The organism is Nesterenkonia sp. HG001 (assembly GCF_034438835.1).
In the GTDB taxonomy this organism is placed as follows: Bacteria; Actinomycetota; Actinomycetes; order Actinomycetales; family Micrococcaceae; genus Nesterenkonia; species Nesterenkonia xinjiangensis.
Genome location: NZ_JAOSZD010000004.1, coordinates 265,521 through 291,260 on the forward strand (window position 1 = coordinate 265,521; position 25,740 = coordinate 291,260).

Here is a 25,740-nt window from a genome sequence, read left to right on the forward strand (position 1 = left end):
CGCTGCGGTGGGGCCTGCCCGGGTGCTCACCCGGTGGGCGTCATTGCCCGACGAGCGTCCTCAGCACCTGGATCGGCCCGGGCAGTCCGGGCAGTGTGCACAGGATACCGGCCATGGTGGCCGGCGCCACGTGTCCCGCGTCACATGGAGGCACGTTCGGGCAGAATCCCCGGAGGCGACGACGACCGGTGGGGCACATGGGTGGGGTGGGATGCTTCACAGAGGCTGCACACGAGGGCCCGGACCCTGGAAAATCACTGTGAATCGCCCGGAATCATGCGGTTCTGGGCGTGACGCCGTGGTAGGTTGCCGTTCTGAAAGCCCCTGACACGGGGACTGACACCGAACCAGTCCAGGAGGACACACTATGGCTATGAATCGCAGCGAGCTCGTGGCAGCCGTCGCAGAGAAGTCGGGCAACTCCCAGGCCGCCGTGAACGGCGTGCTGGACGCAGTCTTCGACGTCTTCACCTCTCAGGTCTCCCAGGGCGAGAAGGTCACCGTCCCGGGCTGGCTGGCCGTGGAGCGCACCAAGCGTGCCGCCCGCACCGGTCGCAACCCGCAGACCGGCGAGACCATCCAGATCCCCGAGGGCTACTCGGTGAAGCTGACCGCGGGCTCCAAGCTGAAGGCCGCCGCCTCCGGCAAGTGAGGCACGGCAGCCGCTCCGGCTTGTGACGTCGGCCCCTGGTCCGCAGCATCGCGGACAGGGGCCGACGTCGTCTCCGGCGGGTGTCGGGGACGGGTCGGCGGCGAGCCCATGTCCCCTCCAGGTCACATCTGCCCACACTGACTTCTACCGAGCGTAGAATTGCTGGCGGTGTCCGGACAGCACCGACGCAGCACGGATCCACGACAGGGAGGTGCACCATGCGTGCAGCCCCGCGTCTCAGCGGCGGCCAGCGCCTGCTCCGCGGCTCCCTGGCGGCCGTCGCCGCCGTGAGCACCGCCGTCGTCGCGCACTCCGCCGCCGGACATCATGCTCCGCACCCGCTGGTGGTCCTCCTGGCGCTGGCGGTGAGCGTGCCGCTGTGCACGGCTCTGGCCACCCTGCGATTCGGGCGTCTGCGGCTGGTGGCCTCCGTGCTGATCTCCCAGGCGGTGTTCCACGGTCTCTTCACCTTCCTGCCCGCCTCGGCGGGAGCCGTCGCTCCCAGCGGCGCCGCAGCGGCTGTGCCGCATGCCGGGCACGGCCAGGCGGCGCTGAGCGCCGTCCAGGGGGGAGCCCCCGATCTGGGCATGACCTTCTCGCACGGGCTGGCCGCCGTGCTGACCATCGTGGTGCTGCGCCGCGGGGAATCGATCCTTGAGGCCCTCTCCAGCCTGCTCTCGCTGGGACCGGCGCGCATCCTGATGACTCCGCGGGCGGTGCACCTGGGCGCCGGCTCGGCAGATCTGACGCCGAGCGGCCCGATCCCGCCGCTGACCGACCTGTGGGCGGGGCGCGGCCCCTGCACGGTGCGGGGCCCACCGGTGCCTGTCTGACGCCCCTGCGGCGTCCACGCCCGGCTGCAGGACTCGCGGCCGGACTGCACCTGGGGCGTGCGTCCTCATCGGCGCTCCGCCGAGCGCACGCCACACCCCGCGACCCACCGAAGGACATCATGAACATTTCCACCATCACCGCTGCACCGGCCGGCGTCACCACCTGTGGCCGGTCCCTGCGCCCGCATCGTCGTGCCGCCAGGCTCGCCGCCGCGGCAGGGGGCGCCGCGCTCGGGCTGACCGCGCTGACCGCCGCTCCGGCCTGGGCCCATGACGAGCTGCTCTCCTCCACGCCCGAGGCCGGCGAGGTGCTGACCGAGAGCCCGGAGGAGATCACCCTCCAGTTCACCGGCGAGGGCCTCACCGAGGGTACGAACATCACCAACGAGATCCGAGTGACCGACGAGGACGGGGAGAGCTGGGAGACCGACACCGTGGTCGACGGCGCCGCCATGTCCACTCCGCTGGACGGGGAGCTTCCCGACGGAGAGTACGAGGTCGTCTACCGAGTCGTCTACTCGGACGGTCACGATGAGGAGGACAGCTACTCCTTCGAGGTCGAGCTGCCCGAGGGTGCTGCAGAGCAGGCCGATGAGGACGCCACCCAGGACGTCGATGAGGAGGAGGCGGACGCCGGCGGCGATGCTGAGGAGGCGCCCGTCGGTGAGGACACCGCCGGTGGGGACACCGAGGCGCAGAACACCGAGGTCGACCCTGCCGCCGATGCTGATGCCGATCCCGCCACGGCCGAGGGCCAGTTCCCGGCCTGGGCCGCGGTCCTCACCGGTCTGGGCGGCGTGCTGGTGGTCATCCTCGCGGTGGTGCTCATGCGCCGCAAGATGACACAGGTGGAGGAGTGGAAGCAGGCTCCGCGCCAGCCCCGCGAGACCCCCGGCGGCACGGGCACCGGCCCGCATGAGACCGGCGACTCCGTGGATGGCACCGACGGCGCTGACGACCGTCCCCGAGACGAGAAGTGAGGAAGACCCGATGACGCCTGCCGCAGGCGGCCGAGACGCCGCCCGTTCGACTGCGGACGCCCCCGTGCGCGCCGTCTCGCTGCCTGCGGTGGGCGCCGCCCTCTGTCTCGGCCTGGTGGCCGTGGCGGTGGCCGGCCTGCTCACCGGCATCGGCCGCCCGTCCCAGATCGCGGACCCGGGCGTCGTCACCCGGTGGGGCCTGCCGGTGGCCCGCTTCATCCACCACGTGGCCATGGCCACCGCCATCGGCGGGGTCATCCTGGCGGTCATGGCGGTGCCCTCCCGCGTGGGCCCGCGCAGCCGACAGCGCCGTGCGGAGAAACGGCGCGCGGACCGCGCCGGGAGGTCCGGGGCCTCCGCCGTGATCACGCACCCGCTCTACGCCTGCACCCTGCAGATCGCCGGGGTGGCCGCCGTCGTGTGGACCGTGGCGGCTGTGGCCGTGCTGGTGCTGACCTACTCGGCGCTGGCCGGGCAGCCGCTCTCCTCCGATGATGGCTTCTCCGCCGGGTTCCTGGGGTACGTGCAGTCCATCCCCACCGGCCAGGCCTGGATGACGGTGGTGCTCATCGCCGCGGTGTTCGCCACCCTGGTCTTCGCGGTGCGTGCCCCGGCCGGACTCTTCTTCGTGGCGGTGCTGGGGCTGAGCGGCATCATCCCCATGGCGCTGGTGGGGCACTCCGCCTCCGGCGATGACCACACCGCGGCGGTGAACTCCCTGGCCCTGCATCTGCTGGGCGTGGTGATCTGGGTGGGCGGACTGGTGGTGCTGGCCCTGCTCTCCCCGGAGATCCGCCGACAGGCCACCGCGCTGACGGCACGCGAGCAGGGTGGCCCGGAGATCGTGGGCACCCTGCTGCGCCGGTACTCGGTGCTGGCCGGGCTGGCCATCGCCACCGTGGCGGCCTCCGGCATCATCAACGCGGATCTGCGCATCGCCACCCTGGACCAGCTGCTGACCACCCCCTACGGGATCATGCTCGCGCTGAAGTTCGGCGCCACCGTCGGTCTGGCGATCATCGGGTGGATGCACCGCAGCTGGATCATCCCGCGCCTGGCCGGAGCCCATGAGGGCGCCGGCGCGGGAGCCTCGTCCGGTGCGAGCCCCGACCCCACCCGCAGCCGAGCCGTCACCGGTCTGCTGTGGCAGCTGATCCTGGTGGAGATCGCGATCATGTCAGCAGTGATCGGCGTCAGCGCCGTGCTGGGCCGCACCTCCCCGCCGGTCTCTGAGGACCAGCCCTCTGACGCCACCCCGGCCCGGATCCTCACCGGCTACGACCTCCCGCCCGAGCCGACCCTGGGACTCTGGTTCAGCCAGTGGCGGTTCGACTGGCTATGGGTCGCCGTCGTCGTGTTCCTGGCCGCCTGGTACCTGCACTCAATGGTGAAGCTGCGTCGCCGCGGCGACGCCTGGTCGATCATGCGCGCGGTGAGCTTCCTGTTCGGACTCACCGTGCTGCTCTGGGTGACCTCCGGCGGACCGGCGATCTACGGGATGGTGCTGTTCTCCGGGCACATGATCCAGCACATGACGCTCACCATGGTCGCTCCGATGTTCCTGGTGCTGGGTTCTCCGGTGACGCTGGCTCTGCGCTCGCTGTCACCGCGCACCGACGGCACCCGCGGGGCCCGCGAATGGATCCTGTGGCTGGTGCACTCCCGGTTCTCCCGAGTAGTGACCCACCCGGTCGTGGCGGCGGTGAACTTCGCCGGTTCGCTCGTGCTGTTCTACTACACCCCGCTGTTCGGCCTCGCCCTGGAGTATCACCTGGGACACGAGCTGATGAACATCCACTTTCTGCTGACCGGCTACATCTTCGCGCTCGTGATGGTCGGCCATGATCCGCTGCCGAAGCGGCCCGCGCATGCGATCAGGCTCGTGATCCTGCTGGCCACCATGGCCTTCCACGCGTTCATCGCGGTGGCGCTCTCCGGGGCTGAGTCCCTGATCCAGGCCAGCTGGTTCGGAAACATCGGGCACGACTGGGGCTTCTCCGCCCTGGAGGACCAGCAGCGCGGCGGTGAGCTGATGTGGGGGCTCGGTGAGATCCCCACGATGCTTCTGGCGGTGATCGCCGCCGTGCAATGGTCCCGGGAGGATAGGCGGGAGATGGTCCGGGAGGACCGCGAGGCCGACCGCACCGGGGACGCCGGCCTGCACGAGTACAACGAGATGTTCGCCCGCATGGCAGAGAGGGACGACCCACGATGAGCAGGCACCACACGCCGACGCCCCAGGCGGCACACCCCGGGCCGCGCACCGGCCCGTGCCCTGTGCCGCCGCGCCGTGGAGCCGTCGTGCCGGCGGCCCTGCTGACCGTGGTGCTGGCACTGAGCGGCTGCGGAGCTGACGAGGGCGCCGGCGAGGAGGGCGAGCAGAGCCCCCGGGCAGGCACGGAGCGGCTCATCGGCGCCGCCGAGGCCGGAATGGAACGCGCCTCCAGCTTCGGCTTCGACTCTGCCGGGTTCTACACCGAGGCGGCGGTGGAGGAGTTCCGCGACCAGATGGAGGGCTCCCTGGCTGAAGGGGAGGCCGACGTCGACGTCGAACCCGCCTCCTGCGAGGAGCCGCTGGCCGCAGTGGACTGGGCTCCGCTGCTGCTGGGCTCGGACGCCGCGCGTGTGGACTTCGGCTCGGAGACCTTCACCGGCACCGGGTCCATCGAGATCGCCGAGATCGACGGCGAGGACGAGGCCTCCCGGGCACAGGAGCACATGGGCCATGTGCAGGCCCTGGTGGAGTCCTGTCCCGAGGTGCGGCTGACGCAGCTGGACGCCGACTACGTGCTCGCCATGGACGAAGTGTCCCTCGAGACCCTGGAGCCTGCCAGGGGGCGGGGAGAGGGCACTGTGGCCTATTCGAGGTCACGGACGCTGGCCGAGGGGGAGGATGATGGAATGATCGCGGCGCAGATCCTGTTCACCCGTCAGGGCGACGACGTCGTGATGGTCTCCTTCATCGGGGAGCCGGCGGCGTCCTCGCAGGAGTTCACGACCATGGCCGAGGCGATCACCGTGTCGACGCTGGAGGCGCTCGACGGCTGAGCGGCTCCGGTCGGCCGCCGGTGCGACGTCGCCACGGCACGGACACGACACGGGCACGACACGGGCAGGAACACCGGGCAGGAACAGGACAGAAGGAGCACACGCATGACGGAGACGATCCGCCGCACCTCACGGGTGCGGGCCTCCGAGCTGGTCGGCCGCGGATGGCTGAACACCGGAGGGAAGGAGGTCACCCTCGAGGATCTGCGCGGCAAGATCGTCATCCTGGACTTCTGGACCTTCTGCTGCATCAACTGCCTCCACGTGCTCGATGAGATGCGTCCGCTGGAGCAGAAGCACTCCGATGTGCTGGTCACGGTGGGCGTGCATTCCCCGAAATTCGAGCACGAGGCGGACCCGGAGGCCCTGGCCGCCGCCGTCGAGCGCTACGAGATCGCCCATCCGGTGCTCGACGACCCGAACCTGATCACCTGGCAGGCCTACTCGGCCCGCGCCTGGCCGACCCTGGTCGTCGTCGACCCTGAGGGCTACATCGCCGCCAACCTGGCCGGCGAGGGTCACGTGGCCGGGCTGGAGTCCCTCGTGGAGGAGCTGGTCGCCGAGCACGAGGCCAAAGGCACCCTGCATCGTGGCGACGGCCCCTATGTGCCGCCGGAGCCGGTCTCCCGCACCCTGCGCTTCCCGGGTAAGGCCGTGCCGGTCACCCGCCCGCTGGACGGGGACGACTCCTCCGTGGGCCGCTTCCTGGTGGCGGACACCGGCCATCACCGGATCGTGGAGCTCGAGCCTGACCTGCAGACCGTATCTCGCAGCTGGGGCGGCGGGGAGCCCGACGCAGAGCCCGGTACGGAGAAGGGCCACCGAGACGGCGACGCCGACGCCGCTCTGTTCACCGAGCCGCAGGGCCTGGCCGTGCTCCCGGCTGAGGTGGCCGAAAAGGTGGGCTATGACCTCGTCGTCGCCGATACGGTGAACCACCGGCTGCGCGGCATCGACGTGTCCACCGGCCAGGTGACCACGCTGGCCGGCAACGGCGTGCAGCGGCTCATCGACTCCGAGCGGGTGACCCAGACCGAGCGCCCCGAGGTGGGCAGCCTGGGCATGGCACCTCTGGAGGTCTCGCTGTCCTCCCCGTGGGATGTGCTGTGGTCCCCGGTGACCGGCTCGGTGATCATCGCGATGGCCGGCACCCACCAGATCTTCTCCTTCGACCCCGTCACCGGTGAGCTGAAGGTGCTGGCCGGCACCGGGCTGGAAGGTCTGACCGACGGCCCGGCCGACGAGTCCTGGTTCGCCCAGACCTCCGGGCTGGCTGCCGACGCCGCAGGGGATGTGTGGATCGCCGACTCCGAGACGTCCTCGTTGCGGGTGCTGCGGCTCAGCCAGAACCCGGAGGCTCCTGCGGTGGAGACCATCATCGGCGAAGGGCTGTTCGACTTCGGCTTCCGCGACGGAGACCCTGCTGAGGCGCGCCTGCAGCACCCGTTGGGTGTGACCGTGCTGCCGGATTCCTCGGTGCTGGTGGCCGACACCTACAACGGGGCCATCCGCAGGTACCGCGGCGAGCACCGGGCGGCCGACGGCACCACCGTGGCCGCCGCCGTCTCCACTGTGGCCCGTGGGCTGAAGGAACCCTCCGACGTGCTGCTGGACTCCGACGGCACCACCCTGCTGGTGGTGGAGACCAACGCTCACGAGCTGGTCCGCGTGGCCATCCCCGAAGAGTTCCTCACCGTGGACGAGGGCGCGCAGGAGACCCAGCGGCCCACGACCCCGGTGGCCCCCGGCGAGTTCAGCCTGAGCATCGGCTTTGAAGCGCCCACCGGGCAGAAGCTCGACGACCGCTGGGGCGACCCCACCCAGCTGAAGATCTCCTCCTCCCCGGAGGAGCTGATCGCCGAAGGAGCCGGCAACGGTGAGGGGCTGAGCCGCACCCTGCGGCTGAACCCCTCGGTGCCGGAGGGCGTCCTGCACATCACGGCTCGGGCGGCCGCCTGTGACGGAGCTCCGGGTCAGGAGATCCCGATGCATGCCGCCTGCCACCTGTACCAGCAGGACTGGGGGATCCCGGTGACCGTCGAAGAGGGCGGGGACTCCGCCCTGACGCTGGACCTGCGCGGCATCAGGTGAACTGAACGGGAGCCCCTGCCGCTCCGTGAACGAGCAGGTCAGCCATGTCACACTGGACTCTGCACATTCGTCGGAGCAGCCGGATCGTGACAGGTCCGCCTTACAGGAGAGGCATGACATGGCCGGATCCTCCCCATCCCGCACCGGAGCAGAGGAGCCGACGGCGTCGCGTCGGTCCCCGTGGCGCTGGTACCTGGACGTCCCACTCATCTGGAAGCTCGCTGTCGCCCTGGTGCTCGGCGTCGTCGCCGGGCTGGTGGTCGGACCGCCGATCGCCGTCGTGCAGCCCTTGGGGGACATCTTCCTGCGGCTGCTGACGATGCTGGTGATGCCGCTGATCCTGCTCACCCTCATCGCCGGGGTCGCCTCCGTCTCGCCGAAGACGCTGGGACGCATCGGCGGCAAGGCCTTCGTCTACTACCTGGTCACCACCGCCTTCGCGATGACCATCGGCATCGGCGTCGCGCTGCTGGTCTCTCCCGGCGCCGGACTGAGCCTGCCCGGCGACGCGGAGGTCGACGAGGAGACGGCCCCGCCGCTGGCGGAGGTCCTCACCGGCATCGTGCCGGACAACATCTTCAGCGCTCTCGCCGAGGGCGAGGTGCTGGCGGTGATGTTCTTCGCCCTGGCCGTCGGCGTCGCGCTGGCCTTCATGCAGGACAGCACCGACGACCACCTCGCCGGACTGGCCATGCATCTGCGTCGATTCGTCGACGGCGGCGTGGAGCTGGTGTTCCTCGTCATCCGCGGGGTGCTGCAGTACTCACCCATCGGTGTGTTCGCGCTCATCGCCGTGGTGGTGGGGGAGACCGGCGCCGATGCGCTGCTGCCGCTGGCCTCGCTGACCGGCGTGGTCTACGGCAGCATCATCCTGCAGATCGCCGTCTACGCCCTGATCCTGCTGCTGTTCCGTGCGCCGGTGGGCCGGTTCTTCCGCGAGGCCAAGGAGCCCATGCTCACCGGTTTCGTCACCCGCTCCTCCAGCGGCACCCTGCCGGTCAGCATCCGCGCCGCCGAGCGGCTCGGCGTGCGCAAGGGCGTCTACTCCTTCACGCTCCCGCTGGGCGCGACCATCAACATGGACGGCACTGCCATCTATGTGGGCGCGGCGACGGTGTTCATCGCCAACGTCACCGGCACGCAGCTGACCCTGACGCAGCTGGCCACCGTGGCCGCCGTGGGCGTGCTCGCGTCCATCGGCACCGCCGGAGTGCCCGGTGCCGGGCTGATCATGCTCACCATGGCCGTCACCGCCGCCGGGCTCCCCATGGCGCCGGTGGCGCTGGTGGCCGGCATCGACGCCATCCTGGACATGGGCCGCACCCTGTGCAACGTCGCCGGTGACCTGACCGGCACCCGGATCATCGCGAAGTCCGAACCCGGAATGCTGGTGGACCCCGACGCCCCGCCGGAGGTCGGCGAGGTCGACGAGGAGGACGAGGCAGGCACCGGCTAGTCCGGCGCCGGCTGAGACTGACACCGGCCGAGACGTGACCGGCTGACACCGGACGGGCGGGTCAGCGGCTTGAGCCCAGGGCCTCCCGCAGGGGGACCCGCTGGCCGGTGCGCAGCAGCGAGCGGCTGTAGACCCGAGCGGCGATGAGCATGAACGCCACGGCTGCGGCGAGCAGCACGGCCAGAGCCAGGATCGGCTCGAACCACATCGCCTCGTTGAAGAACATCCGCAGCGGCATGGCCACCGGCGCACTGAACGGCACATAGGACGCGATGGTCATGATCAGCGAGTTGTCGTGGAAGAAGACCACCACGAAGTACGGGATCATGCTCAGCATCATCGTGGGAGTGATCACCGCTCCCGAGTCCTCCTGCCGGGAGACCAGTGCCGCACCGGCGGCGAACATAGCGGCGATCAGCACGAATCCGGGCATGAAGAACAGCACGAACCACAGCATCGGCACGGTGAGCATGTCGAGCACGTCCTGCTGTCCGGAGAGCATCAGGGCCGCGGCGGCGGCCGCGGCGATCACCACCGCCTGACCGATGGCCAGCACCGAGTTGCCCAGCACCTTGCCGGCCAGCAGAGACCGCGCCGTGATCGAGGAGAGCAGGATCTCAACGATCCGAGACTGCTTCTCCTGGATGGTGTTCTGCACGATCATCATGCCCGAAGTGATCGAGAGCATCATGAAGACCAGGCCGAACAACATCGCCACGACCATGCGCAGCCCACCGTCGCTCTCGTCCTCGAGCGTGCTCAGCGTCGGGGAGGCGGAGAGCAGCTGGGCGACATCGGCGGGCTCGGAGTCCAAGCCGATCACCTGCAGGCCCACCAGGGAGTGTGCGTCGGCGGTGATGATCGCCTCCACGTCACCGTCGCGCAGCAGCTCCTCGGCGGCAGCCATGTCGGCGGCCTCCACACGCTCCAGGCCGTCGGAGGGGAGAGCCTCGGCCGCCTGGCCGGCGTCGACGACGGCGACCTCCGGGGCATCGTCCTCCCCGCCGCCGAAGAGACCCATGGCCACGATGCCGCCGGCGACGAACAGTATGGTGATGAGCTGGCTGATCAGGAACGCCTTGCTGCGCACCTGGGAGGTGATCTCCCGTTCGGCCACCAGCAGCGAGGCCTGGCCGACGCTCAGCGGCGCGGGGGAGAGGGTGGGCGAGGGGGCGCTCATCGGGCGACCTCCTTCTCCGGGTGGTGGGTGGGCTGTTCCGTGCGCGGCTCTGTGGCGTCGACCTGTGTGTCATCGACCTGTGCGGCGACGTCCTTGAAGATCTCACTGAGACTGGGCAGCAGCGGGGTGAAGCGCAGGACCGGGCCCTGCTGGGCGGCGCGCTGCAGCACCTGCTGGGCGGTCTCGGCTCCGGCGCGGAACAGCACTCGCCCGGCGGCAGACTCGTCGATCTCGACGTCGGGGACATCCCGGACCCAGCCGGCGTCGTCCTCGGTGACGAGCTCATAGCGCCGGGTGCCGTGCCGCTCGCGCAGCTCCTCCCGCCCTCCCTGCGCCAGGATCCGGCCGGCGCCGATGATCACCAGGTCATCGCAGAGCCGCTCCACGACGTCCAGCTGGTGGGAGGAGAAGAGCACGACGGCGCCCGCCTCGGCCTGCTCGGTGAGCACGGAGAGGACGACCTCGACCGCCATCGGGTCCAGCCCGGAGAACGGCTCGTCGAGGATCAGGACGTCCGGGTCGTGGATCAGGGCCGCGGCGATCTGGACTCGCTGCTGGTTCCCCAGGGACAGCGACTCCAGCGGGTCATCGCCGCGCTCCGTGAGGTCCAGGCGGGCCAGCAGAGCTTCGGCTCGACGCCGGGCCTCATGGCGGTCGAAGCCATGCAGGCGCGCCAGGTAGCTGAGCTGCTCGGCCACCCGCATCTTGGGGTAGAGTCCGCGCTCCTCCGGCATGTAGCCGAACCGGACGCGGGACGCCGGGCTCACAGGGGTGCCGTCGAGCCGGACGGTGCCGGAATCGGCGTCCAGGACGCCGAGGGTGATGCGCATAGTGGTGGTCTTCCCGGCGCCGTTGCCGCCGACGAAGCCGGTCAGCCTGCCCCTCCGGGGGGAGAAGGAGACGTCGTGGAGCACCTGGCGACCGGAATAGGACCTGCAGACGGAGTCGAGTTCGAGCATGCTCCGAGCCTAGGCCGGAGCACCGACAGGCGGATCCCCCGACCGGGGGATCCTGCCGGTGAAGAATGCGGACTTCACGCTCTGGTGACGGTCATCGTCGTATGCGACGGGTCGTCATCGTGGCGGCCGGGTGCCGCTCGCAGGGCTGGCGCAGACGGGGTGTCAGGGGCTCAGCCGCCATGGTGTCGCCCCTGCCGTGTGCGCCATTCGTTCGGCGGCATGTCATGACATCGGCGGAAAGCGCGATAGAAGGTGCGCTCGTCGCTGAACCCCGCCGCATAGCCGATGGCAGCGATGGTGGCGTCGCTCCGGACCAGCAGGCGTTCGGCGCGCCGCAGGCGGGCACGGCGCAGGTGAGCCGCCGGCGTCGTGGCGCCATGGTCGGCGAAGAGCTTCTCCAGGGATCGACGGGAGATCCCCAGGCGGCGCGCCACACTCTCGATGGTGAGCTGTGGGTCCGCGCTGTCCCGCTCCATGATCGCCTGCGCCGAGGCGACGAGGGATTCTCCCGAGAGAGCGCCCTCGGCTTCGCCGTCGTCGAGGGTACGGATGCCGTCGGCCAGCAGCTCGAGCACGATGTGGCCATACATCTCGTCCTGCACGGCATCAAGCGACTCCTCGGCTGTGAGCAGCTCCTGGACGACATGACGAAGCACGGCGGTGGACCGTCCAGCCACGGGAATCGCCGTCGATCGTCGGGCCGCAGCTGGGGCGATGCGCACCAGAGACCGGGGAGCCTGGACGACGTACTCGCTCATCGGACGGTCGAAGCGGAGCTCATAGGGCCGGTCAGTTTCATACAGGGCTGCCTGGGACGGACTCAGGTCGGCCTGTCGGCCGCCCTGGGTCACCGTGCCGGCGCCAGCGATCTGGAGCGACAGCAGCACATCTTCCCGCGGTTCGGCGGCGATCAGTCGGCCTGAGCGGACGATCCGCGAGGCCCCGGAGGAGACGTGGGCGAGGCGCACTGGACCCAGATGACGCGTGGTGATGTGCGCCGTGAAGTCATCATCTGCGCAGGTCGTCAGAGTCCTCGGGCAGGCAAGGAGAGGGACGAAGCTCCTGCTGCAGATCTCGCTCCAGTGGCCGAAGCTGTCGGCGACATGGTGCTCCATAGTCTGAGGATAGAGACGAGAGGTCGGCTGGACAAGAGCGGATGCGGCGGACCCACGGGTCGGCGGCGGGGCGCGGATCGTCGGAAGACCCTGCGCAGATCGCCTCTCTCTCCGGCCCCTTGGACGTCCATGATGGTGATCACCAGCACATTCCGAGAGGATCTGGAGACACTCATGGACATCAACTACACGCGCACTGTACGGGCCGCGGTGGTTCAGCAGGAGCCGGTCTGGCTTGACCTCGAAGGGGCCGTCGAGAAGACAGTCGAGCTGATCAGAGAAGCCGCTGACCACGGTGCTGAGATCATCGCTTTCCCAGAGACCTGGATCCCCAACTATCCCTGGTGGATCTGGCTCGACTCGGTGGCCTGGCAGTCCCAGTTCACCGTGCCCTACGCCGCGAACTCGCTCACGGTCGAGGGGCGAGAGATGCGGGCGATCCAGGATGCCGCCCGCCGGTCCGGCATCGTCGTCGGCCTCGGGTACAGCGAGCGGGATGCCGGATCGCTGTACATGGGACAGGCCGTCATCGAGGCAGACGGCACCCTGGTCTCCGCCCGGCGCAAGCTCAAGCCCACGCATGTGGAGCGTACGGTCTTCGGCGAGGGCGACGGCTCGGACCTGATCGTCACTGAGACGAGTCTCGGGAGGATCGGCTCCCTCTGCTGTTGGGAACATCTCCAGCCCTTGAGCAAGTACGCGCTGTTCTCCCAGCACGAGCAGATCCACATCGCCTCGTGGCCCAGCTTCTCGATCTTCCCAGGGGCCGTGTACGCACTGGGCCCAGAGGTCAATACGGCAGCCTCGCAGCAGTACGCCGTCGAGGGACAGACTTTCGTGCTTGCCGCATCTGCAGTCGTCGGTGAAGCGGGGCTCCGGATCTTCGCCGACACGGAAGAGAAACGCGGACTCATCCACCCCGGCGGCGGATACGCACGGATCTTCGCTCCCGACGGGAGGATGCTCGCCGAACCGCTTGCGCCGGACGAGGAAGGCATCCTGTACGCAGATCTCGATCTTTCCGCGATCCTGGCCGCTAAGAACGCTGCCGATCCGGTGGGTCACTACTCGCGACCGGACGTCCTGCAGCTGCGGTTCAACGATCAGCAACAGCCCCGCGTGACGCGAGGCGGACACCGAGAGGATCCGCAGATCCTGCCTCCGGAGAGCGGCCTCCAAGAGGCCGAGCAGGAGAAGGCGTCCGATGCGGGGGCGGTCGAATGACGCCGTGCCGTCCACGGGGTTGGTGAGATGCGGGAGACGCGCAATGGCTCAGGGCGGTGCGGGGCGTCACCAGCACCGCCCTGAGGTGTCGTTCGTCATCTGTGACCGAGCATGGACGCATGCAGGCTGTCGGTCCATCGCGGTCGGGACCTCAGGTGGGGTCTCCGTCCGGGGTGACGATCCGATGGTGGTAGGCGTAGGCGACGGCCTCCACGCGGTTGCGCAGATGCAGCTTCGCCAGCACTCGGGACATATGCGTCTTCACGGTCTCCGCTCCGATGAACAGCCGCACACCGATCTCCGCGTTCGACAGTCCCCGGGCCGCCAGGCTGAGCACCTCCACCTCGCGCTCACTCAGGGGGTCCGGCGCCATCCCTCCGCGTGGCTCCCGGGTGCCCAGGCCGCCGTCGTGGACGTCCGCGTCGCGCGGGTTTCCGGACCTGACCGCTCGGCGGATCAGCGACCGGGTGACCTCAGGGGCCAGCAGCGCCTCGCCGCCGGCCACGGTGCGGATGCCCTCGGCGAGCTGCTCGGGAGAGGCGGTCTTCAGCAGGAACCCGCTGGCGCCGGCCTGCAACGCGCGCAGCAGATAGTCCTCACGGTTGAAGGTGGTCAGCATGATGACCTCCGCCGTCCCGGATCCCCGCACTCGAGCGGTGGCCTCGATGCCGTCCATGCCTGGCATCTCGATGTCCATGCAGATCACGTGCGGGCGCAGTCGCTCGGCCATCTCCACCGCCTCCTGCCCCGAGGAGGCGGTGCCGATCACTTGCAGATCTGGCTGCGCGTTCAGGATCGTGGCGATACCCTGGAGCAGCAGCGGCTGGTCGTCGGCGAGCAGCACCCGGACGGGGGCCTCTGGTGCCGACGGCGTACCTGACACGGGCGTCTGCGGTGCAGGAGCCTGTGAGGCGGGCACCTCCGATGCGTGCGTCACAGTCTCTCCTCGAAGGCCAGGGCTGGCTCGGTGCCGGAGTCGGGGGAGTCGGCGGTGCCGGCCGCCGTGCTCGCCGCCGCGACGTCCAGCGGCAGCTCGACCCGCACCATGAAGCCGCCCTCGGGGGAGGGACCGGTCTCCAGGCGACCCCCGGCGGCCGCGGCCCGCTCACGCATCCCCTGAAGGCCATGCCCTCCCGCGGGGCGTGAGGGCGTCCGGGCACCGGCGGGGCGCTGGGCGGCAGGGCCGCCGCCGTCGTCGGTGACCTCGAGCTCCACGGAGGCGCCGCGCCACCGGATTCGCAGGCTCGCCTGGGCGGAGGGGCCGGCATGCTTGCGCACGTTCGTCAGCGACTCCTGGGCCACCCGGTACAGGGTCAGGGAGGCCAGCGGCTCCAGGGGCCGCGGATCCCCGTGCACCTGATGGTCCACGGCGATGCCAGCGCTGCGCAGCTGCTCCATCAGGTCGGGGATGTGCTCGGCGCGCAGGGTGCTGGTGACGGCGTCCTGGTCGTGCGTGCGCAGCACGCCCAGCAGGTGGTGCAGCTCCGCCACGGAGCGTCGGGCGGCGTCCTCCACGCGCCGGATGCACCGTTCGGCCTCGCCGGGATCGGTGGGCAGCACCGTCCGGGCGGCGGACGCCTGGATCCCCATGAGGGAGACGTGATGGGCCACCGAGTCGTGCAGCTCGCGGGCCAGGCGGAGCCGCTCCAGCGCGATGGTCTGCTGGGCGACGAGGGCCCGCTCGGCGCGCAGCTGCTCGGCGCGCTCTTCGGCCCGGGCACGGTCCCGGGCGGACTCCCACGCCCGGTGGCCGAACCAGATGGCGCCGGCGAAGAACAGGACGTTGGTGAGCAGCTGGTACAGGATCATGGCCAGCGCAGGGGTCAGCGCCCCCGGCGCCAGAGGTTCGTCGGAGTCGAACATCGGCTCCACGGAGATGCGGATGAACGAGACCAGGAGCCAGGCCGCCATCGCGGCCACCACCGTCCAGCGCGCGATGCGGGCAGCCCGGTCCCGGGCCCTCCACGCGCCCAGCGTGTAGAGGACCAGGAAGATGGAGATGTTGCTGATGAGCAGCTCCGGCACCCGCAGCTCGCCGCTGAGGATCATGGCCCCGGCCACCACGACGGCGACGACGGCCGGACGCCGGCGTCGCCACGCGACCGGCAGGTGCAGCAGCGCCAGGCACAGGACCGAGACCACGGGACCGGCAGGATCCTCATAGAAGCCCAGCCCGCGGCCGAGGGTCAGTGACAGCACCGCCCCGCAGAACAGGGCCAGCGCGATCAGCATGTCGTGGTGCAGCTCTTCCGTGGTGGGACCGCGCCGTCGCCACTCGTCAGAGTCCGCAGAGACCCCGGATCGGGCTGTCGAGGCAGCGGGAGACGTCGCGGCGGATTCAGACTCGGGCGCCGTCATCGGGGTCCTCCTGCAGTGGGCGGCGGCGTGCGGAGCGCCAGGGGGCTCTGGGCGCGATCTCTGTCAGAGGTCACTGAAGGGGAGGGTAGCCCGATCTGTGCGGGCGCGCCATCGTCGTCGCGTTCTGCCCGGGGCGAGGAGTCAGTAGACTCAGAGAAGCATCTCAGGACTGGGAAAGGTGGATGCCCTCATGACCACGTTGGTCGTCACGGCGAGCAAGCACGGCTCCACGGCGGAGATCGGTGAGCGGATCGCCACCACGCTGAATGCGCGCGGCGTCGCCACCCATGTGAAGGACGTCTCCGAGGCCGGGCAGTGGCTGTACGAGGCGGACAACGTCGTCGTCGGCCTGCCCGTCTACCGGCAGGCGCTCTACGGGCCCGGGAAGCTGTTCCTGGACAGCAACCGCACCGAGCTCAGCGGCAAGCCGCTGTTCCTCTTCGCGGTGGGCGGCGGGCCCCGGCTCGACGAGCCGCTCTACGCGGCCCTGCGTCAGCATCCGCACCGGGAGATGGCGTACTTCCGGGGCGCCATCGACGCGGAGAAGATCAGCTTCTTCGAGAAGGTGCAGCTGACCGTCGCCAAGGCTCCGAAGGACGCCGACTTCCGCGACTGGCCGGCCATCGAGGACTGGGCCAGCTCGCTGCTGGCCTACGGCATCAGCTGAGGCTCCTGCACGCCACTCTCCATGTTGTCTCCGCGGTTCGGGCCCTTATGACGGCGAATATCGCGTCATAAGGGCCCGAACTGCAGAGGCAACACGTCGGGCCGGATCTCAGCCCTGGGCGTCGAGCTCCGTCAGCACGCGCGCGACGACGGCGTCGGTCGAGAGGCCGTAACGGTCGTGCAGGGTCGGCAGCGCCCCGGCGTCGAGGAACTCATCGGGCAGCGCGATGGGGTGCACCGGTCTGCCGACGGGCCGCCGGGCCAGCGCGGCCGCCACAGACTCGAACAGCCCGCCGATCACCGTGTGGTTCTCGCAGGTGAGCGTCAGCCGCGGCGAGTCGATCTCGGCCAGCACCGTCTCGGCGTCGAAGGGCTTGATGGTGGGGCAGTGCAGCACCGCGACGTCGACGTCGTGGGCGGCGAGCTTCTCCGCGGCCAGCAGCGCGCGCATGGTCATCAGGCCGCTGGCGATCAGCAGCACATCCGTGCCCGGGCGCACCAGCTTCGCCTTTCCCAGCTCGAAGCTGTAGTCGTATTCGTGGAGAACCCGCGGCACGGCCCCGCGCAGCAGGCGGGTGTAGCTGGGACCGGGGGCGGCGGCCAGCTGGGGGACGGCCTGCTCGATGTCGACGGCGTCGGCCGGGTCCACGATGGTCAGGTTCGGCATGCCACGCAGGATCGAGATGTCCTCGGTGGCCTGATGCGATGGCCCGTAGCCGGTGGTCAGTCCGGGCAGCGCCGCCATGACGTTGACGTTGAGCTCGGGCTCCGCGATGTCCAGGCACAGGAAGTCGTAGGCGCGGCGGGTCGCGAACACCGAGTAGGTGGTCACGAACGGCACCAGTCCGGTCTGCGCCATGCCGGCGGCTGCTCCGAGCATCAGCTGCTCGGCCATCCCCATCTGGTAGTAGCGCTGCGGGTGCTCTCGGCCGAAGATGTGCAGATCGGTGTACTTGCCCAGATCTGCCGTCAGGCCGACGATCCGTTCGTCCTGTGCGGCCACGGCGTTGAGCGCGTGCCCGAAGGGTGCCCGGGTGGTCTCGACGCCGGGGTCGGCGATCGAGGCGATCATCGCCGCCGACCGCAGCGGCTTCTGCTCCGCGGTGTTCGAGGTGCTCATCGGACGTCCTCCTCAGTCTCGTCGGACCTGTGGCCGGCGGTCAGCTGCTCCTTGCAGAGCGGCCATTCCTCCTCGGCGATCTTCATGAAGTGCAGCTTCTCCCGACTCTCGAGCATCGGCACGCCCTTCCCGAGCACGGTGTCGCAGATGATGACATGCGGGCGCCCGGTGGGGGATGCCCCCTCGGCGGCCGAGTCGAAGGCTCGGATGAGCGCTTCGACGTCGTGGCCGTCCACCCGCTGGGCGTGCCAGCCGAAGGACTCCCAGCGCTCTACCTGGGGTTCGTTGCGCATCACGTCCTCAGTGCGCCCATCGGCCTGCATGCCGTTCATGTCCACCAGGGCGATCAGGTTCCCCAGCTCGAAATGGCTCGCGCTCATCGCGGCCTCCCAGGTGGACCCTTCGTCGAGCTCACCGTCGGAGAGCAGATTGAGCACCAGGGGTTGCCCGCGGCCCTGGTGGCGCAGCCCCAGCGCGGTGCCCACCGCGATGCCGAGCCCGTGGCCCAGGGATCCGCCGGAGATCTCCATGCCGGGGGTGTAGGTGGACATCCCCGACATCGGCAGCCGGGAGCCGTCAGCGGCGTAGGTGGTCAGCTCCTCGCGGGGGATCGTCCCGGCTTCAGCCAGTGCGGAGTACACGGCCAGGGCGTAATGCCCGATGGAGAGCAGGAACCTGTCGCGGCCCTCCCAGTCGGGGTTCGCCGGGTCCAGGTGCATCTGGTCGGTGTAGGCGACGGCGAGCAGGTCGGCCGCGCCGAGCGCCTGGCCGACGTAACCCTCCCCCTGGGCCTCGCCCTGCTCGAGGACGCCCATCCGAATCTGATAGGCGGCCTCCTGGGCTGACTTCACCCTGACGTCGAGGCCGCGGTCGCGCATCGGTGCGCGCATACCGGGCTGTGGTGCGGTGCTCATGGTGGTCCTTCCTCTGCGGTCGTGAGGGAGATCAGCGGTGGTTTCAGGCCAGCAGTCTGAGGATCTCGGCGCGGCTGCGCGCGGCGTCGTCCTCGCGGTCCTCCTCGGCGATGTCATGGGTCTCCAGCTCGAGGATGTAGGTGCCGGTGAAGTCTGCCGCCTCCAGCGCGGAGATCACCGAAGCGAAGTCCACCTGGCCGCGTCCGATGCCGAGGTTCAGGTCGCCCGGGACGGCGTCGCGCAGGTGGACCCGCTCCACGCGAGGGGCGCAGCTGCGCAGCCAGGCGATCGGGTCGTCCCCGGAGGCCACGATGTGCGAGACGTCGAAGAGCAGCCCGAAGATCTCCTCCCCGACGCTGTCGAGGACCTTCTGCGCACGCTCCACTGAGTGCACATAGCGCAGGTGGTGCAGCAGCTCCACCTGCAGCCGCACACCCCGGTCGGCGCAGATCCGCGCCAGCAGACGCAGGTTCCCCGCGATGACCTGCAGATCCGTCTCCTCGTCCTGGAAGGGCTCCCAGGAGGATCGTCCGCAGGGGACGATCAGCGTGCCTCCGACGGCGGCGGCAAGATCGGCCAGTCCCGAGGCCACATGGGTGAGTCTCTCCGGGGCCAGGGCAGGGTCGTTGAGGTCCCCGACGTCGGCGTTCACGGCCCCGCCGTGCAGCCCGTGGTGCTGGAGCGCCTCGACGTAGGAGGCGGGGTCACCGGTGAAGGGGACCGGCACGTGGTCCACCACCGCGGGGATCGCACCGAGGTCCACCTCGGTCGCGCCAAGCTCGGCGATGATCCGCAGGGCGTCCTGGAAGGTGCGGTGCCGGAAGGAGATCGTGGAGATTCCGACCCGTGGGTCCCCGACAGATGCGGCGGGTCTCCCCAGGGAAGTCTCCGACGCAGGCTCCTGCGTGGCCTCAGGCAATGTACGCCCCTCCATTGATGTTGTGGGTGCCGCCGGTGATGTATCCGGCGTCGATGCCGGAGAGCCACACCACCAGGGCTCCGATCTCCTCTGCGCTGCCCTGGCGTCGCATCGGCACCGCGGCCGAGAGCCGTGCCTCGTTCTCCTCGTCGGTGGCGCCTGCGCGGATGTCGGTGTCCACCACACCCGGGGAGATCGCATTGACGGTGATCCCGTGCTCGGCGACCTCACGGGCCAGCGAGCGGGTCAGCCCCAGGATTCCGGCCTTCGCGGCGGAGTACGGGGTCTTGGAGAACACCCCGCCACCCTGCTGGGCGGAGACCGAGGACATGTTCACCACCCGGCCGTAGCCGTGCTGGAGCATGTCCGGCAGGAAAGCCTGGGTCACCAGGAACGTCCCGGTGAGGTTCACATCCATGACGCGCTGCCACAGCTCGAGGTCGACCTCCAGGAACGGCACCGGCGAGGCCAGCCCCGCGATGTTGGCCAACGCGCCGACCGGCGGCAGCCCGGAGGAGCGCACGGCCTCTGCGGCGGCCACCACGGAGTCCTTCTTCGTCACGTCCACAGGAACGCCCAGCGCCGAGACGCCCGTCTCCTCAGCGATCTCAGCTGCGGCGGCGCTGGCACCGTCGCCGTCAAGGTCCAGCAGCGCGACGGCCCAGCCCTGGAGGGCATAACGGCGGGCCGTGGCACGGCCGATGCCGCGGGGCGAGGCTGCGCCGGTGATGACGGCGGTGCGCTGCGGCGCGGGCGCGGTGGAGTGGTGGTTCACAGTGGTGTTCCTTTCACAGATGTCGGGCGGGGTTCGATCGGGTGGTCAGCTGTTCAGCGGGAGGACATGCCTTAGAGCGTGACCAGCAGCGAGGGGACGAAGGCGATCAGCAGCAGGACCAGCATCGCCACTGCATAGAAGGGGAGCAGGGCTCTGACGGTCTGTTCGACCTTGACCTCACCGATGGATGAAGAGATGTACAGAGTGGTGCCCACCGGCGGCGTGAACAGGCCGATCGCCAGGGCCAGGACCATCACCACTCCGAGATGTACAGGGTCCATCCCGATGCGGTCTGCCAGCGGCAGCAGCACCGGGGTGAGGAGCAGGATCGCCGGAGACATGTCCAGGAACATCCCCACCAGCAGCAGCAGGACGATCATGGCCAGCATGATCAGCCACGGGGCGTCCACGGTGTCCAGGACCAGAGATGCCAGACGCTGAGGCAGCTCCTGCACGGTGAGCAGCCAGCTCAGCGCGGAGGAGGTCATAATCAGCAGCATCACCACGCCGGTGGCGGCGGAGGTGGAGATCATCGACTGCAGGAAGCCCTTCACCGAGAGGTCCCGGTAGATCGTCACCCGCAGGACCACCGCATAGAGGGCGGCCAGCACCGAGACCTCGGTGACCGTGGCGACGCCGTAGAGCAGCACCAGGCGGATCATCAGCACCGGCAGCACGATCGCGGGAAGCGCCAGCAGCACGTCCTTCAGCAGCCGCTTCGGGGTCAGCCTGACCCGCACCCGGGGGAAGCCGTTGCGGAGGGCGACGAACCAACAGACGAACAGCATGCCGACCGCCAGAATGATGCCCGGCACCACACCGGCGGCGAAGACCGCCGCCACCGAGGCGCCGGAGGTCGCCGCGAACAGGATCATCGGGATCGACGGCGGGATGATGACTCCGAGGATCGACGTCGAGGAGTTCACGGCCGCCGCGTAGGAGGCCGGATACCCGACCTTCTTGGTCCAGGGGATCAGCACTCGGCCCAGACCTGAGGCGTCGGCCACCGCCGAGCCGGAGACTCCGGAGAACACCAGCGAGGTGACCACGCTGGACTGCCCGACACCGCCTCGGAAGCGACCCACGATGCGCGTGGCCAGACCGATGACCTGACGGCCCAGGGTGCCGTTGGCCAGCAGGTCCGCAGTGAGGATGAAGAAGGGGATCGCCAGCAGCAGGAAGTCCCCGGTGGGCTGGAAGGAGGCCTGGGTGGCCACGTGGAGCGGGAAGTCGCCCACCAGCAGTAGGCCCACCAGGGTGGCGGCCAGGATGGCGAAGGCCACCGGCACGCCCACTGCCAGCAGCGCCAGCAGGGCGATCATCGCGAATAGGATCTCAGACACCGTAGACCTCCTCCTTCGCGCCGGCGGCATCGGCTGTGACGTCGTCTGTCCGCCCGCGGGCGAAGGACCAGGCCCGGGCGAAGCTCTGCACCGAGAGACAGGCCGCCATCAGCATGAAGGCGGCGAAGCTGCCGAATCGTGGCCAGCCCAGGATCGGGGTGATCTGGGCGAGCAGCGGCTCGACCAGGCTCAGCGAGAGCACTGTGATCACGGCGAAGAGCGTGCCGCTGAAGACCCAGATGCCCACCTGGGTGCCCTGTGCGCCGCGCGGACCGAGCCGGGTGAGCACGAAGTCCACGGCGATGTGGCCTCCCAGCGCCATGGCCACGATGACGCCGCCGGCGATGATCCACGGGTACAGATAGGCGGGCAGCTCGGTGGCGAAGTCCATGGAGGAGCCGGTCGCGTATCGGAGGACGACGGCGACCAGCAGCAGCACCCAGACGATCAGCAGTGAGCTCACCGCGATGGTGGCGCCGACCTTCCGGAAGGCCTCGTTGATCGGATCTCCGGCGCGGGGGATGACGATCTCCGTGTCCGGCCGCTCGATCTCGGCGAGGTCGGCCTCGGAGAGGAAGCGCTCGTCGTCGCGCGTCTCCTGGGGAGTGGGGCGGGTGTTCACGGCGCGTCCTCCTCGTGCGTGGCGCGGGTCTGCTCCGCGGCCTCGGTGATCAGCTCGTAGAACTCGGGGTGCTCCTGCCGCCAGGACTCGTAGACGTCCCCGGTGGCTTCGCGGAAGGCCTCGCGGTCCGGATGGGTGACCTCGAGGGTGTCCTCGTACTCGCTGTAGATCTCCTCGGTCTGCTTCTGCATGAGCGCCCGCTGGTGGTCGCGGGCCTCGATCGCCAGCTCGGAGAGCAGCTCCTGGTCCTCCTCGTCGAGCGTGGCCCAGGTCTGTGTGGAGATGACGAAGGGGTTCAGCTCGTATTTGTGGCCGGTGACGGCCAGATGGTCCTGGACCTCGTGGAGCGAGGAGGAGTGGATGTTCACCACAGGGTTCTCCTGCCCGTCCACCGCGCCTTGGCGCAGGCCCAGGTACAGCTCGCCGAAGGCCATCGGGGTGGGGGAGGCACCGAGGGAGCGGAAGATGTCGATGGTCATCGGGTCGTCCGGGGTGCGGATCTGGAGCCCGCGCAGGTCTTCGACGTCCTCGATGGGGCGGGTGCTGTTGGTGATGTCGCGGACGCCGTTGTCCCACCACGCGAGCACGTGGTAGCCGCGCTCTTCGGCCTCGGCGGCCAGGTGGTCGCCGGCCTCCCCGTCGATGACCTCGTAGGCGTGCTCGCTGTTCTCGAAGAGGAACGGCAGACCCACCAGGTTGGCCTCGGGGACCACTGGAGAGAAGGGCCCCTGGGAGTTCACCGACATGTCCAGCGTGCCCGAGGCGACGGAGACCATCATGTCGCTGTCGGAGCCGAGAGACTCTTGGCCCAGCACCTGGGCCTCGATGCGTCCATCGGTCTCCTCGGCCACGCGTTCGCTGAAGTGCTCAGCGGCCAGGGACCGCGGGTTGCCCGGTTCGGCTCCGTGACCGAGCAGCAGGCGGCGGGAGTCGTCGGCCTCGGCATCGGCGCCGGTGCCGCAGGAGGCGAGGCCTGCGGTGAGGGCCAGGACGCCGAGGACGGCGGTGGCCCGCAGGCCGCGGGGGCGCCGGGGGGAGCGGCGGCAGTGGGACCGGCCGGGGCCTCGTGGGTCGGAAGGCTGGGATGTCACGGGACACTCCTCGTGTCACAGCTGGGCATGGGGATGGGGTCGAGGTTCTTCTGCAGGTGGTGCGCATCACGTGCGCTGGCTCACCATCATGCGGGCCCTGGCGTCAACTGTCAACAGTTGGTAAAAAGATGTTGACAGAGCGGGAACGTGCGAATGCTCAGGCAGGAGAGCGCGCATCACCAGGGTGAGCGGGCTGCGGAATCGTCCCAGCGCCGCTCAGGCGAACTGGACGAGGAGAGAGGGGAAGGGCTGGGAAGGGTCGGGAGGGGAGGCCTCGAGGTGTCCCCTCAGGCGCTCCAGCGCCGGGCGGCCTCGTCCATGTGGGCGAAGAAGGCCGCTCTGGCGCCGACCGGGTCTTCGGCGGCGATGGCCTCCACCAAGGGGGCGTGATGGTCGGCGTTCATGATGTCGACGGGGTCGCCCTGGCCGGGGGAGAACATGACCACGCGCATCCGGTCCTCCAGACCGGCCCAGGTCTCCATGAGCGTGGCGTTGCCGGAGAGCTCGCAGAGGCGCTGGTGGAACGCCAGGTCGAGCTCCAGCCGCCGGAGGTAGTCGACGTCGTCCTCCTGGGCGGGCGGGAGGAGGGTGTGCAGCTCGGCGGCGACCGCGGGGGCGTCGCCGCGTGCGATGATCTCCTCCACGGCCAGGGTCTCCAGGGCGGCGCGCACACGGAAGATCTCGCCGATCTCCCCGGGGCTCAGAGTGCGGACCCGGACCTTTCCGCGCGAGTCGCCGGTGACGAGTCCGGCCTGCTGGAGGGTCCGCAGCGCCTCCCGCACCGTGCCGCGGCTGACCCCGTAGCTCTCGGCCAGCTCAGTCTCGGCTAGGTGATCGCCCGGCCGGAAAGTTCCGCTGAGAACGGCCTCGCGCAGCGACTCGAGCACCTGTTCGCGAAGGGTCATGCGGTTCAGCTTGGGCAGTCGCGGGTTCGGCATGGCGTCAAGCTTACCGACATGTGTCGACAGTTGACGTGGTCCGGCGTCGTCCACCACGATGCCTCCGCGTCTTGGGCCCTTATGACGGCGAATATCGCGTCATAAGGGCCCGAACCGCAGAGGCACCGGGGGGGCTGCTCAGACGATGGTGAACCCGCCGTCGATGCGCAGATCGGCGCCGTTGACCATCGCCGCCTCCTGCGAGGACAGGTAGACGACGGCCGCGGCGATCTCCTCCGGCTCGGCGAACCGTCGGGTGGGGATCTCGGCCTGGTGCGCCTCACCGTGCGGGCCGTCCCAGACCTGACGGCCCAATTCGGTCATCACCACGGTGGGGGAGATGGTGTTGGCGGTGACCCCGTGGGGACCCAGCTCGCGGGCCAGCGACGCCGTGAGCCCGAACAGCCCGGACTTCGAGGCCCCGTAGGCGGCGTGGTGCTCCAGCGCCACATGCGCCGCCTGGGAGGCGATGTTCACGATGCGCCCGTATTCGGCGGCCTTCATGTGCCGGCCCGCGGCCCGGCAGGCGAGGAAAGTGCCGGTGAGGTTCACCTGCAGCACCTTCTCCCAGGTCTCGACGGGCACCTGCTCCACCGGATCCAGCGCCACGATCCCGGCAGAGTTCACCAGGATGTCCACCGCCCCGTGGTCGGCGACGACGGCGGCAAGCGTCTCCTCCACCGCCTCGGCGTCGATGACGTCCAGACGCCGCGTGTCCACGCCGCCGCCGTCGGGGTGCGCGGCGCGCAGCTGCTCGGCCGTGGCGGTGAGCCGGTCCGCGTCCAGATCAGCCAGCACGACCTTCGCGTGCTGCCGAGCGAAGCCGTGGGCGATCGCCTGGCCGAGGCCGGAGGCGCCGCCGGTCACCACGGCGACCCGGCCGGTGAGGTCGAACAGTGCGGCGCCGGCCGAGCTCACCCGCAGCTCCCGGTCTGCTCGTACTTGCTGATCGCGGCGACCTTCTCGGCAGAGGCGCTGGAGGTGTCGAACTCGTGGTCCAGCCACTCCTTCGCCAGCTTGCGGGCGAGCTCCTTGCCGACCACGCGCTGACCCATGCACAGCACCTGGGCGTTGTTGGAAAGCACCGAGCGCTCCACGGAGAAGGGGTCGTGGGCGGTGACGGCGCGGATGCCCGGCACCTTGTTCGCGGAGATCGCCACACCGAGACCGGTGCCGCAGATCAGCAGGGCGCGGTCGGCCTTGCCGTCGGCGACCAGCTGGGCCGCGTCGACCGCGATATGCGGGTAAGGGGTGTGGCCGTCGGCGTCCACCCCGACGTCGACCACGGACTCCACGCGGTCATCCGCCTCGAAGTCGGCCTTCAGGGTCTCTTTGTAGTCGTAGCCGGCATCGTCGCAGCCGACCACCAGTCGCAGCTTCCTGCTCATGGTCTGTCCTTTCCTCGGGTGTGGTCTGTGATGGGGCAGGGGAGGTGTCGTCGCCCTGCGCGGACGGT

General features: G+C 69.7%; 24 protein-coding genes. 9 read left to right on the forward strand and 15 right to left on the reverse strand.

The features are described 5' to 3' along the window. Window positions 1–367 precede the first annotated feature (367 nt). The 7 genes from ODE13_RS08790 (at window position 368) to ODE13_RS08820 (ending at window position 9,060) form a co-directional block, all read left to right on the forward strand. Window positions 368–652 (forward strand): HU family DNA-binding protein, encoded by a 285-nt coding sequence (locus tag ODE13_RS08790; protein WP_179541941.1) that lies wholly within the window; start codon window positions 368–370, stop codon window positions 650–652. 218 nt (window positions 653–870) lie between these two features. Then, complete coding sequence (locus tag ODE13_RS08795; protein WP_322478934.1) at window positions 871–1,485, forward strand: hypothetical protein; 615 nt, start codon at window positions 871–873, stop codon at window positions 1,483–1,485. A 119-nt stretch (window positions 1,486–1,604) separates the two neighbouring features. Beyond that, window positions 1,605–2,465, forward strand: coding sequence for a copper resistance protein CopC (locus tag ODE13_RS08800; RefSeq protein WP_322478935.1), 861 nt, complete (start codon window positions 1,605–1,607; stop codon window positions 2,463–2,465). 10 nt (window positions 2,466–2,475) lie between these two features. Continuing rightward, on the forward strand, window positions 2,476–4,680 hold the full coding sequence (locus ODE13_RS08805; protein WP_322478936.1) for a cytochrome c oxidase assembly protein: 2,205 nt from the start codon (window positions 2,476–2,478) through the stop codon (window positions 4,678–4,680). Next, window positions 4,677–5,513, forward strand: a complete 837-nt coding sequence (locus tag ODE13_RS08810) for a hypothetical protein (RefSeq protein WP_322478937.1) — start codon at window positions 4,677–4,679, stop codon at window positions 5,511–5,513. Before ODE13_RS08805 ends, ODE13_RS08810 begins: the two co-directional genes overlap by 4 nt. Window positions 5,514–5,618: 105 nt before the next feature. Further along, a complete protein-coding gene (locus ODE13_RS08815) occupies window positions 5,619–7,604 on the forward strand; it encodes an NHL domain-containing thioredoxin family protein (RefSeq protein WP_322478938.1) in 1,986 nt (661 codons plus the stop codon). 118 nt (window positions 7,605–7,722) lie between these two features. Continuing rightward, window positions 7,723–9,060: a dicarboxylate/amino acid:cation symporter gene (locus ODE13_RS08820; RefSeq protein ID WP_322478939.1), complete on the forward strand. Its 1,338-nt coding sequence runs from the start codon at window positions 7,723–7,725 to the stop codon at window positions 9,058–9,060. 61 nt (window positions 9,061–9,121) lie between these two features. Here ODE13_RS08820 and ODE13_RS08825 read toward each other — a convergent pair whose 3' ends face one another. The 3 genes from ODE13_RS08825 to ODE13_RS08835 all read right to left on the reverse strand — a co-directional run bounded on the left by ODE13_RS08825 (window position 9,122) and on the right by ODE13_RS08835 (window position 12,314). After that, entirely contained in the window at window positions 9,122–10,240 is a 1,119-nt protein-coding gene (locus tag ODE13_RS08825; RefSeq protein ID WP_322478940.1) for an ABC transporter permease, read from the reverse strand. Next, window positions 10,237–11,199 carry an ABC transporter ATP-binding protein gene (locus ODE13_RS08830; RefSeq protein WP_322478941.1) on the reverse strand — a complete coding sequence of 321 codons (963 nt, stop codon included), beginning with the start codon at window positions 11,197–11,199 and terminating at the stop codon, window positions 10,237–10,239. The genes ODE13_RS08825 and ODE13_RS08830 overlap by 4 nt, the downstream gene beginning before the upstream one ends. A gap of 170 nt (window positions 11,200–11,369) precedes the next feature. Next, window positions 11,370–12,314 carry a helix-turn-helix domain-containing protein gene (locus ODE13_RS08835; RefSeq protein ID WP_322478942.1) on the reverse strand — a complete coding sequence of 315 codons (945 nt, stop codon included), beginning with the start codon at window positions 12,312–12,314 and terminating at the stop codon, window positions 11,370–11,372. Window positions 12,315–12,443: 129 nt separating this feature from the next. On the opposite strand from ODE13_RS08835, the gene ODE13_RS08840 reads away from it, so the two are divergent. Further along, window positions 12,444–13,538, forward strand: a complete 1,095-nt coding sequence (locus ODE13_RS08840; RefSeq protein WP_322478943.1) for a carbon-nitrogen hydrolase family protein — start codon at window positions 12,444–12,446, stop codon at window positions 13,536–13,538. A 151-nt stretch (window positions 13,539–13,689) separates the two neighbouring features. Here the strand turns inward: ODE13_RS08840 and ODE13_RS08845 are convergent, their stop codons facing one another. Together ODE13_RS08845 and ODE13_RS08850 are read right to left on the reverse strand one after the other, a co-directional pair. Then, entirely contained in the window at window positions 13,690–14,475 is a 786-nt protein-coding gene (locus tag ODE13_RS08845; RefSeq protein ID WP_322478944.1) for a response regulator transcription factor, read from the reverse strand. Continuing rightward, complete coding sequence (locus ODE13_RS08850; protein WP_322478945.1) at window positions 14,472–15,896, reverse strand: sensor histidine kinase; 1,425 nt, start codon at window positions 15,894–15,896, stop codon at window positions 14,472–14,474. Before ODE13_RS08850 ends, ODE13_RS08845 begins: the two co-directional genes overlap by 4 nt. A gap of 190 nt (window positions 15,897–16,086) precedes the next feature. Here ODE13_RS08850 and ODE13_RS08855 point away from each other — a divergent pair, with 190 nt between their 5' ends. Then, complete coding sequence (locus ODE13_RS08855; protein ID WP_179541952.1) at window positions 16,087–16,563, forward strand: flavodoxin domain-containing protein; 477 nt, start codon at window positions 16,087–16,089, stop codon at window positions 16,561–16,563. A 108-nt stretch (window positions 16,564–16,671) separates the two neighbouring features. Here the strand turns inward: ODE13_RS08855 and ODE13_RS08860 are convergent, their stop codons facing one another. From ODE13_RS08860 to ODE13_RS08905, 10 genes are all read right to left on the reverse strand, one after another. Next, entirely contained in the window at window positions 16,672–17,682 is a 1,011-nt protein-coding gene (locus ODE13_RS08860) for a transketolase family protein (RefSeq protein ID WP_322478946.1), read from the reverse strand. Continuing rightward, window positions 17,679–18,596: a transketolase gene (locus tag ODE13_RS08865; protein ID WP_416210621.1), complete on the reverse strand. Its 918-nt coding sequence runs from the start codon at window positions 18,594–18,596 to the stop codon at window positions 17,679–17,681. Before ODE13_RS08865 ends, ODE13_RS08860 begins: the two co-directional genes overlap by 4 nt. Before the next feature lie 43 nt (window positions 18,597–18,639). Then, window positions 18,640–19,515, reverse strand: coding sequence for a sugar phosphate isomerase/epimerase (locus tag ODE13_RS08870; RefSeq protein ID WP_322478947.1), 876 nt, complete (start codon window positions 19,513–19,515; stop codon window positions 18,640–18,642). Then, window positions 19,508–20,290: an SDR family NAD(P)-dependent oxidoreductase gene (locus tag ODE13_RS08875; RefSeq protein WP_322478948.1), complete on the reverse strand. Its 783-nt coding sequence runs from the start codon at window positions 20,288–20,290 to the stop codon at window positions 19,508–19,510. Before ODE13_RS08875 ends, ODE13_RS08870 begins: the two co-directional genes overlap by 8 nt. Window positions 20,291–20,361: 71 nt before the next feature. Further along, window positions 20,362–21,633: a TRAP transporter large permease gene (locus tag ODE13_RS08880; protein ID WP_322478949.1), complete on the reverse strand. Its 1,272-nt coding sequence runs from the start codon at window positions 21,631–21,633 to the stop codon at window positions 20,362–20,364. Beyond that, window positions 21,626–22,255: a TRAP transporter small permease gene (locus tag ODE13_RS08885; RefSeq protein ID WP_322478950.1), complete on the reverse strand. Its 630-nt coding sequence runs from the start codon at window positions 22,253–22,255 to the stop codon at window positions 21,626–21,628. The genes ODE13_RS08880 and ODE13_RS08885 overlap by 8 nt, the downstream gene beginning before the upstream one ends. Then, entirely contained in the window at window positions 22,252–23,346 is a 1,095-nt protein-coding gene (locus ODE13_RS08890; protein WP_322478951.1) for a TRAP transporter substrate-binding protein, read from the reverse strand. Before ODE13_RS08890 ends, ODE13_RS08885 begins: the two co-directional genes overlap by 4 nt. A gap of 287 nt (window positions 23,347–23,633) precedes the next feature. Next, the gene (locus tag ODE13_RS08895) at window positions 23,634–24,284 is read right to left on the reverse strand and encodes a GntR family transcriptional regulator (protein ID WP_322478952.1); all 651 of its coding nucleotides are present in this window, start codon (window positions 24,282–24,284) and stop codon (window positions 23,634–23,636) included. Window positions 24,285–24,422: 138 nt separating this feature from the next. Further along, complete coding sequence (locus tag ODE13_RS08900; protein ID WP_322478953.1) at window positions 24,423–25,202, reverse strand: GolD/DthD family dehydrogenase; 780 nt, start codon at window positions 25,200–25,202, stop codon at window positions 24,423–24,425. Further along, window positions 25,199–25,672 carry a ribose-5-phosphate isomerase gene (locus tag ODE13_RS08905; RefSeq protein WP_322478954.1) on the reverse strand — a complete coding sequence of 158 codons (474 nt, stop codon included), beginning with the start codon at window positions 25,670–25,672 and terminating at the stop codon, window positions 25,199–25,201. Before ODE13_RS08905 ends, ODE13_RS08900 begins: the two co-directional genes overlap by 4 nt. Window positions 25,673–25,740 lie beyond the last annotated feature (68 nt).

Bases quoted from the DNA above. Each gene is read 5' to 3' on its own strand.
- ODE13_RS08865 (WP_416210621.1), bottom strand. From the start codon at position 18,596: ATGAGCACCGCACCACAGCCCGGTATGCGCGCACCGATGCGCGACCGC.
- ODE13_RS08895 (WP_322478952.1), bottom strand. From the start codon at position 24,284: ATGCCGAACCCGCGACTGCCCAAGCTGAACCGCATGACCCTTCGCGAA.
- ODE13_RS08835 (WP_322478942.1), bottom strand. From the start codon at position 12,314: ATGGAGCACCATGTCGCCGACAGCTTCGGCCACTGGAGCGAGATCTGC.
- ODE13_RS08795 (WP_322478934.1), top strand. From the start codon at position 871: ATGCGTGCAGCCCCGCGTCTCAGCGGCGGCCAGCGCCTGCTCCGCGGC.
- ODE13_RS08805 (WP_322478936.1), top strand. From the start codon at position 2,476: ATGACGCCTGCCGCAGGCGGCCGAGACGCCGCCCGTTCGACTGCGGAC.
- ODE13_RS08820 (WP_322478939.1), top strand. From the start codon at position 7,723: ATGGCCGGATCCTCCCCATCCCGCACCGGAGCAGAGGAGCCGACGGCG.
- ODE13_RS08830 (WP_322478941.1), bottom strand. From the start codon at position 11,199: ATGCTCGAACTCGACTCCGTCTGCAGGTCCTATTCCGGTCGCCAGGTG.
- ODE13_RS08860 (WP_322478946.1), bottom strand. From the start codon at position 17,682: ATGAGCACCTCGAACACCGCGGAGCAGAAGCCGCTGCGGTCGGCGGCG.
- ODE13_RS08825 (WP_322478940.1), bottom strand. From the start codon at position 10,240: ATGAGCGCCCCCTCGCCCACCCTCTCCCCCGCGCCGCTGAGCGTCGGC.
- ODE13_RS08800 (WP_322478935.1), top strand. From the start codon at position 1,605: ATGAACATTTCCACCATCACCGCTGCACCGGCCGGCGTCACCACCTGT.
- ODE13_RS08840 (WP_322478943.1), top strand. From the start codon at position 12,444: ATGATGGTGATCACCAGCACATTCCGAGAGGATCTGGAGACACTCATG.
- ODE13_RS08815 (WP_322478938.1), top strand. From the start codon at position 5,619: ATGACGGAGACGATCCGCCGCACCTCACGGGTGCGGGCCTCCGAGCTG.
- ODE13_RS08905 (WP_322478954.1), bottom strand. From the start codon at position 25,672: ATGAGCAGGAAGCTGCGACTGGTGGTCGGCTGCGACGATGCCGGCTAC.
- ODE13_RS08855 (WP_179541952.1), top strand. From the start codon at position 16,087: ATGACCACGTTGGTCGTCACGGCGAGCAAGCACGGCTCCACGGCGGAG.
- ODE13_RS08810 (WP_322478937.1), top strand. From the start codon at position 4,677: ATGAGCAGGCACCACACGCCGACGCCCCAGGCGGCACACCCCGGGCCG.
- ODE13_RS08850 (WP_322478945.1), bottom strand. From the start codon at position 15,896: ATGACGGCGCCCGAGTCTGAATCCGCCGCGACGTCTCCCGCTGCCTCG.
- ODE13_RS08790 (WP_179541941.1), top strand. From the start codon at position 368: ATGGCTATGAATCGCAGCGAGCTCGTGGCAGCCGTCGCAGAGAAGTCG.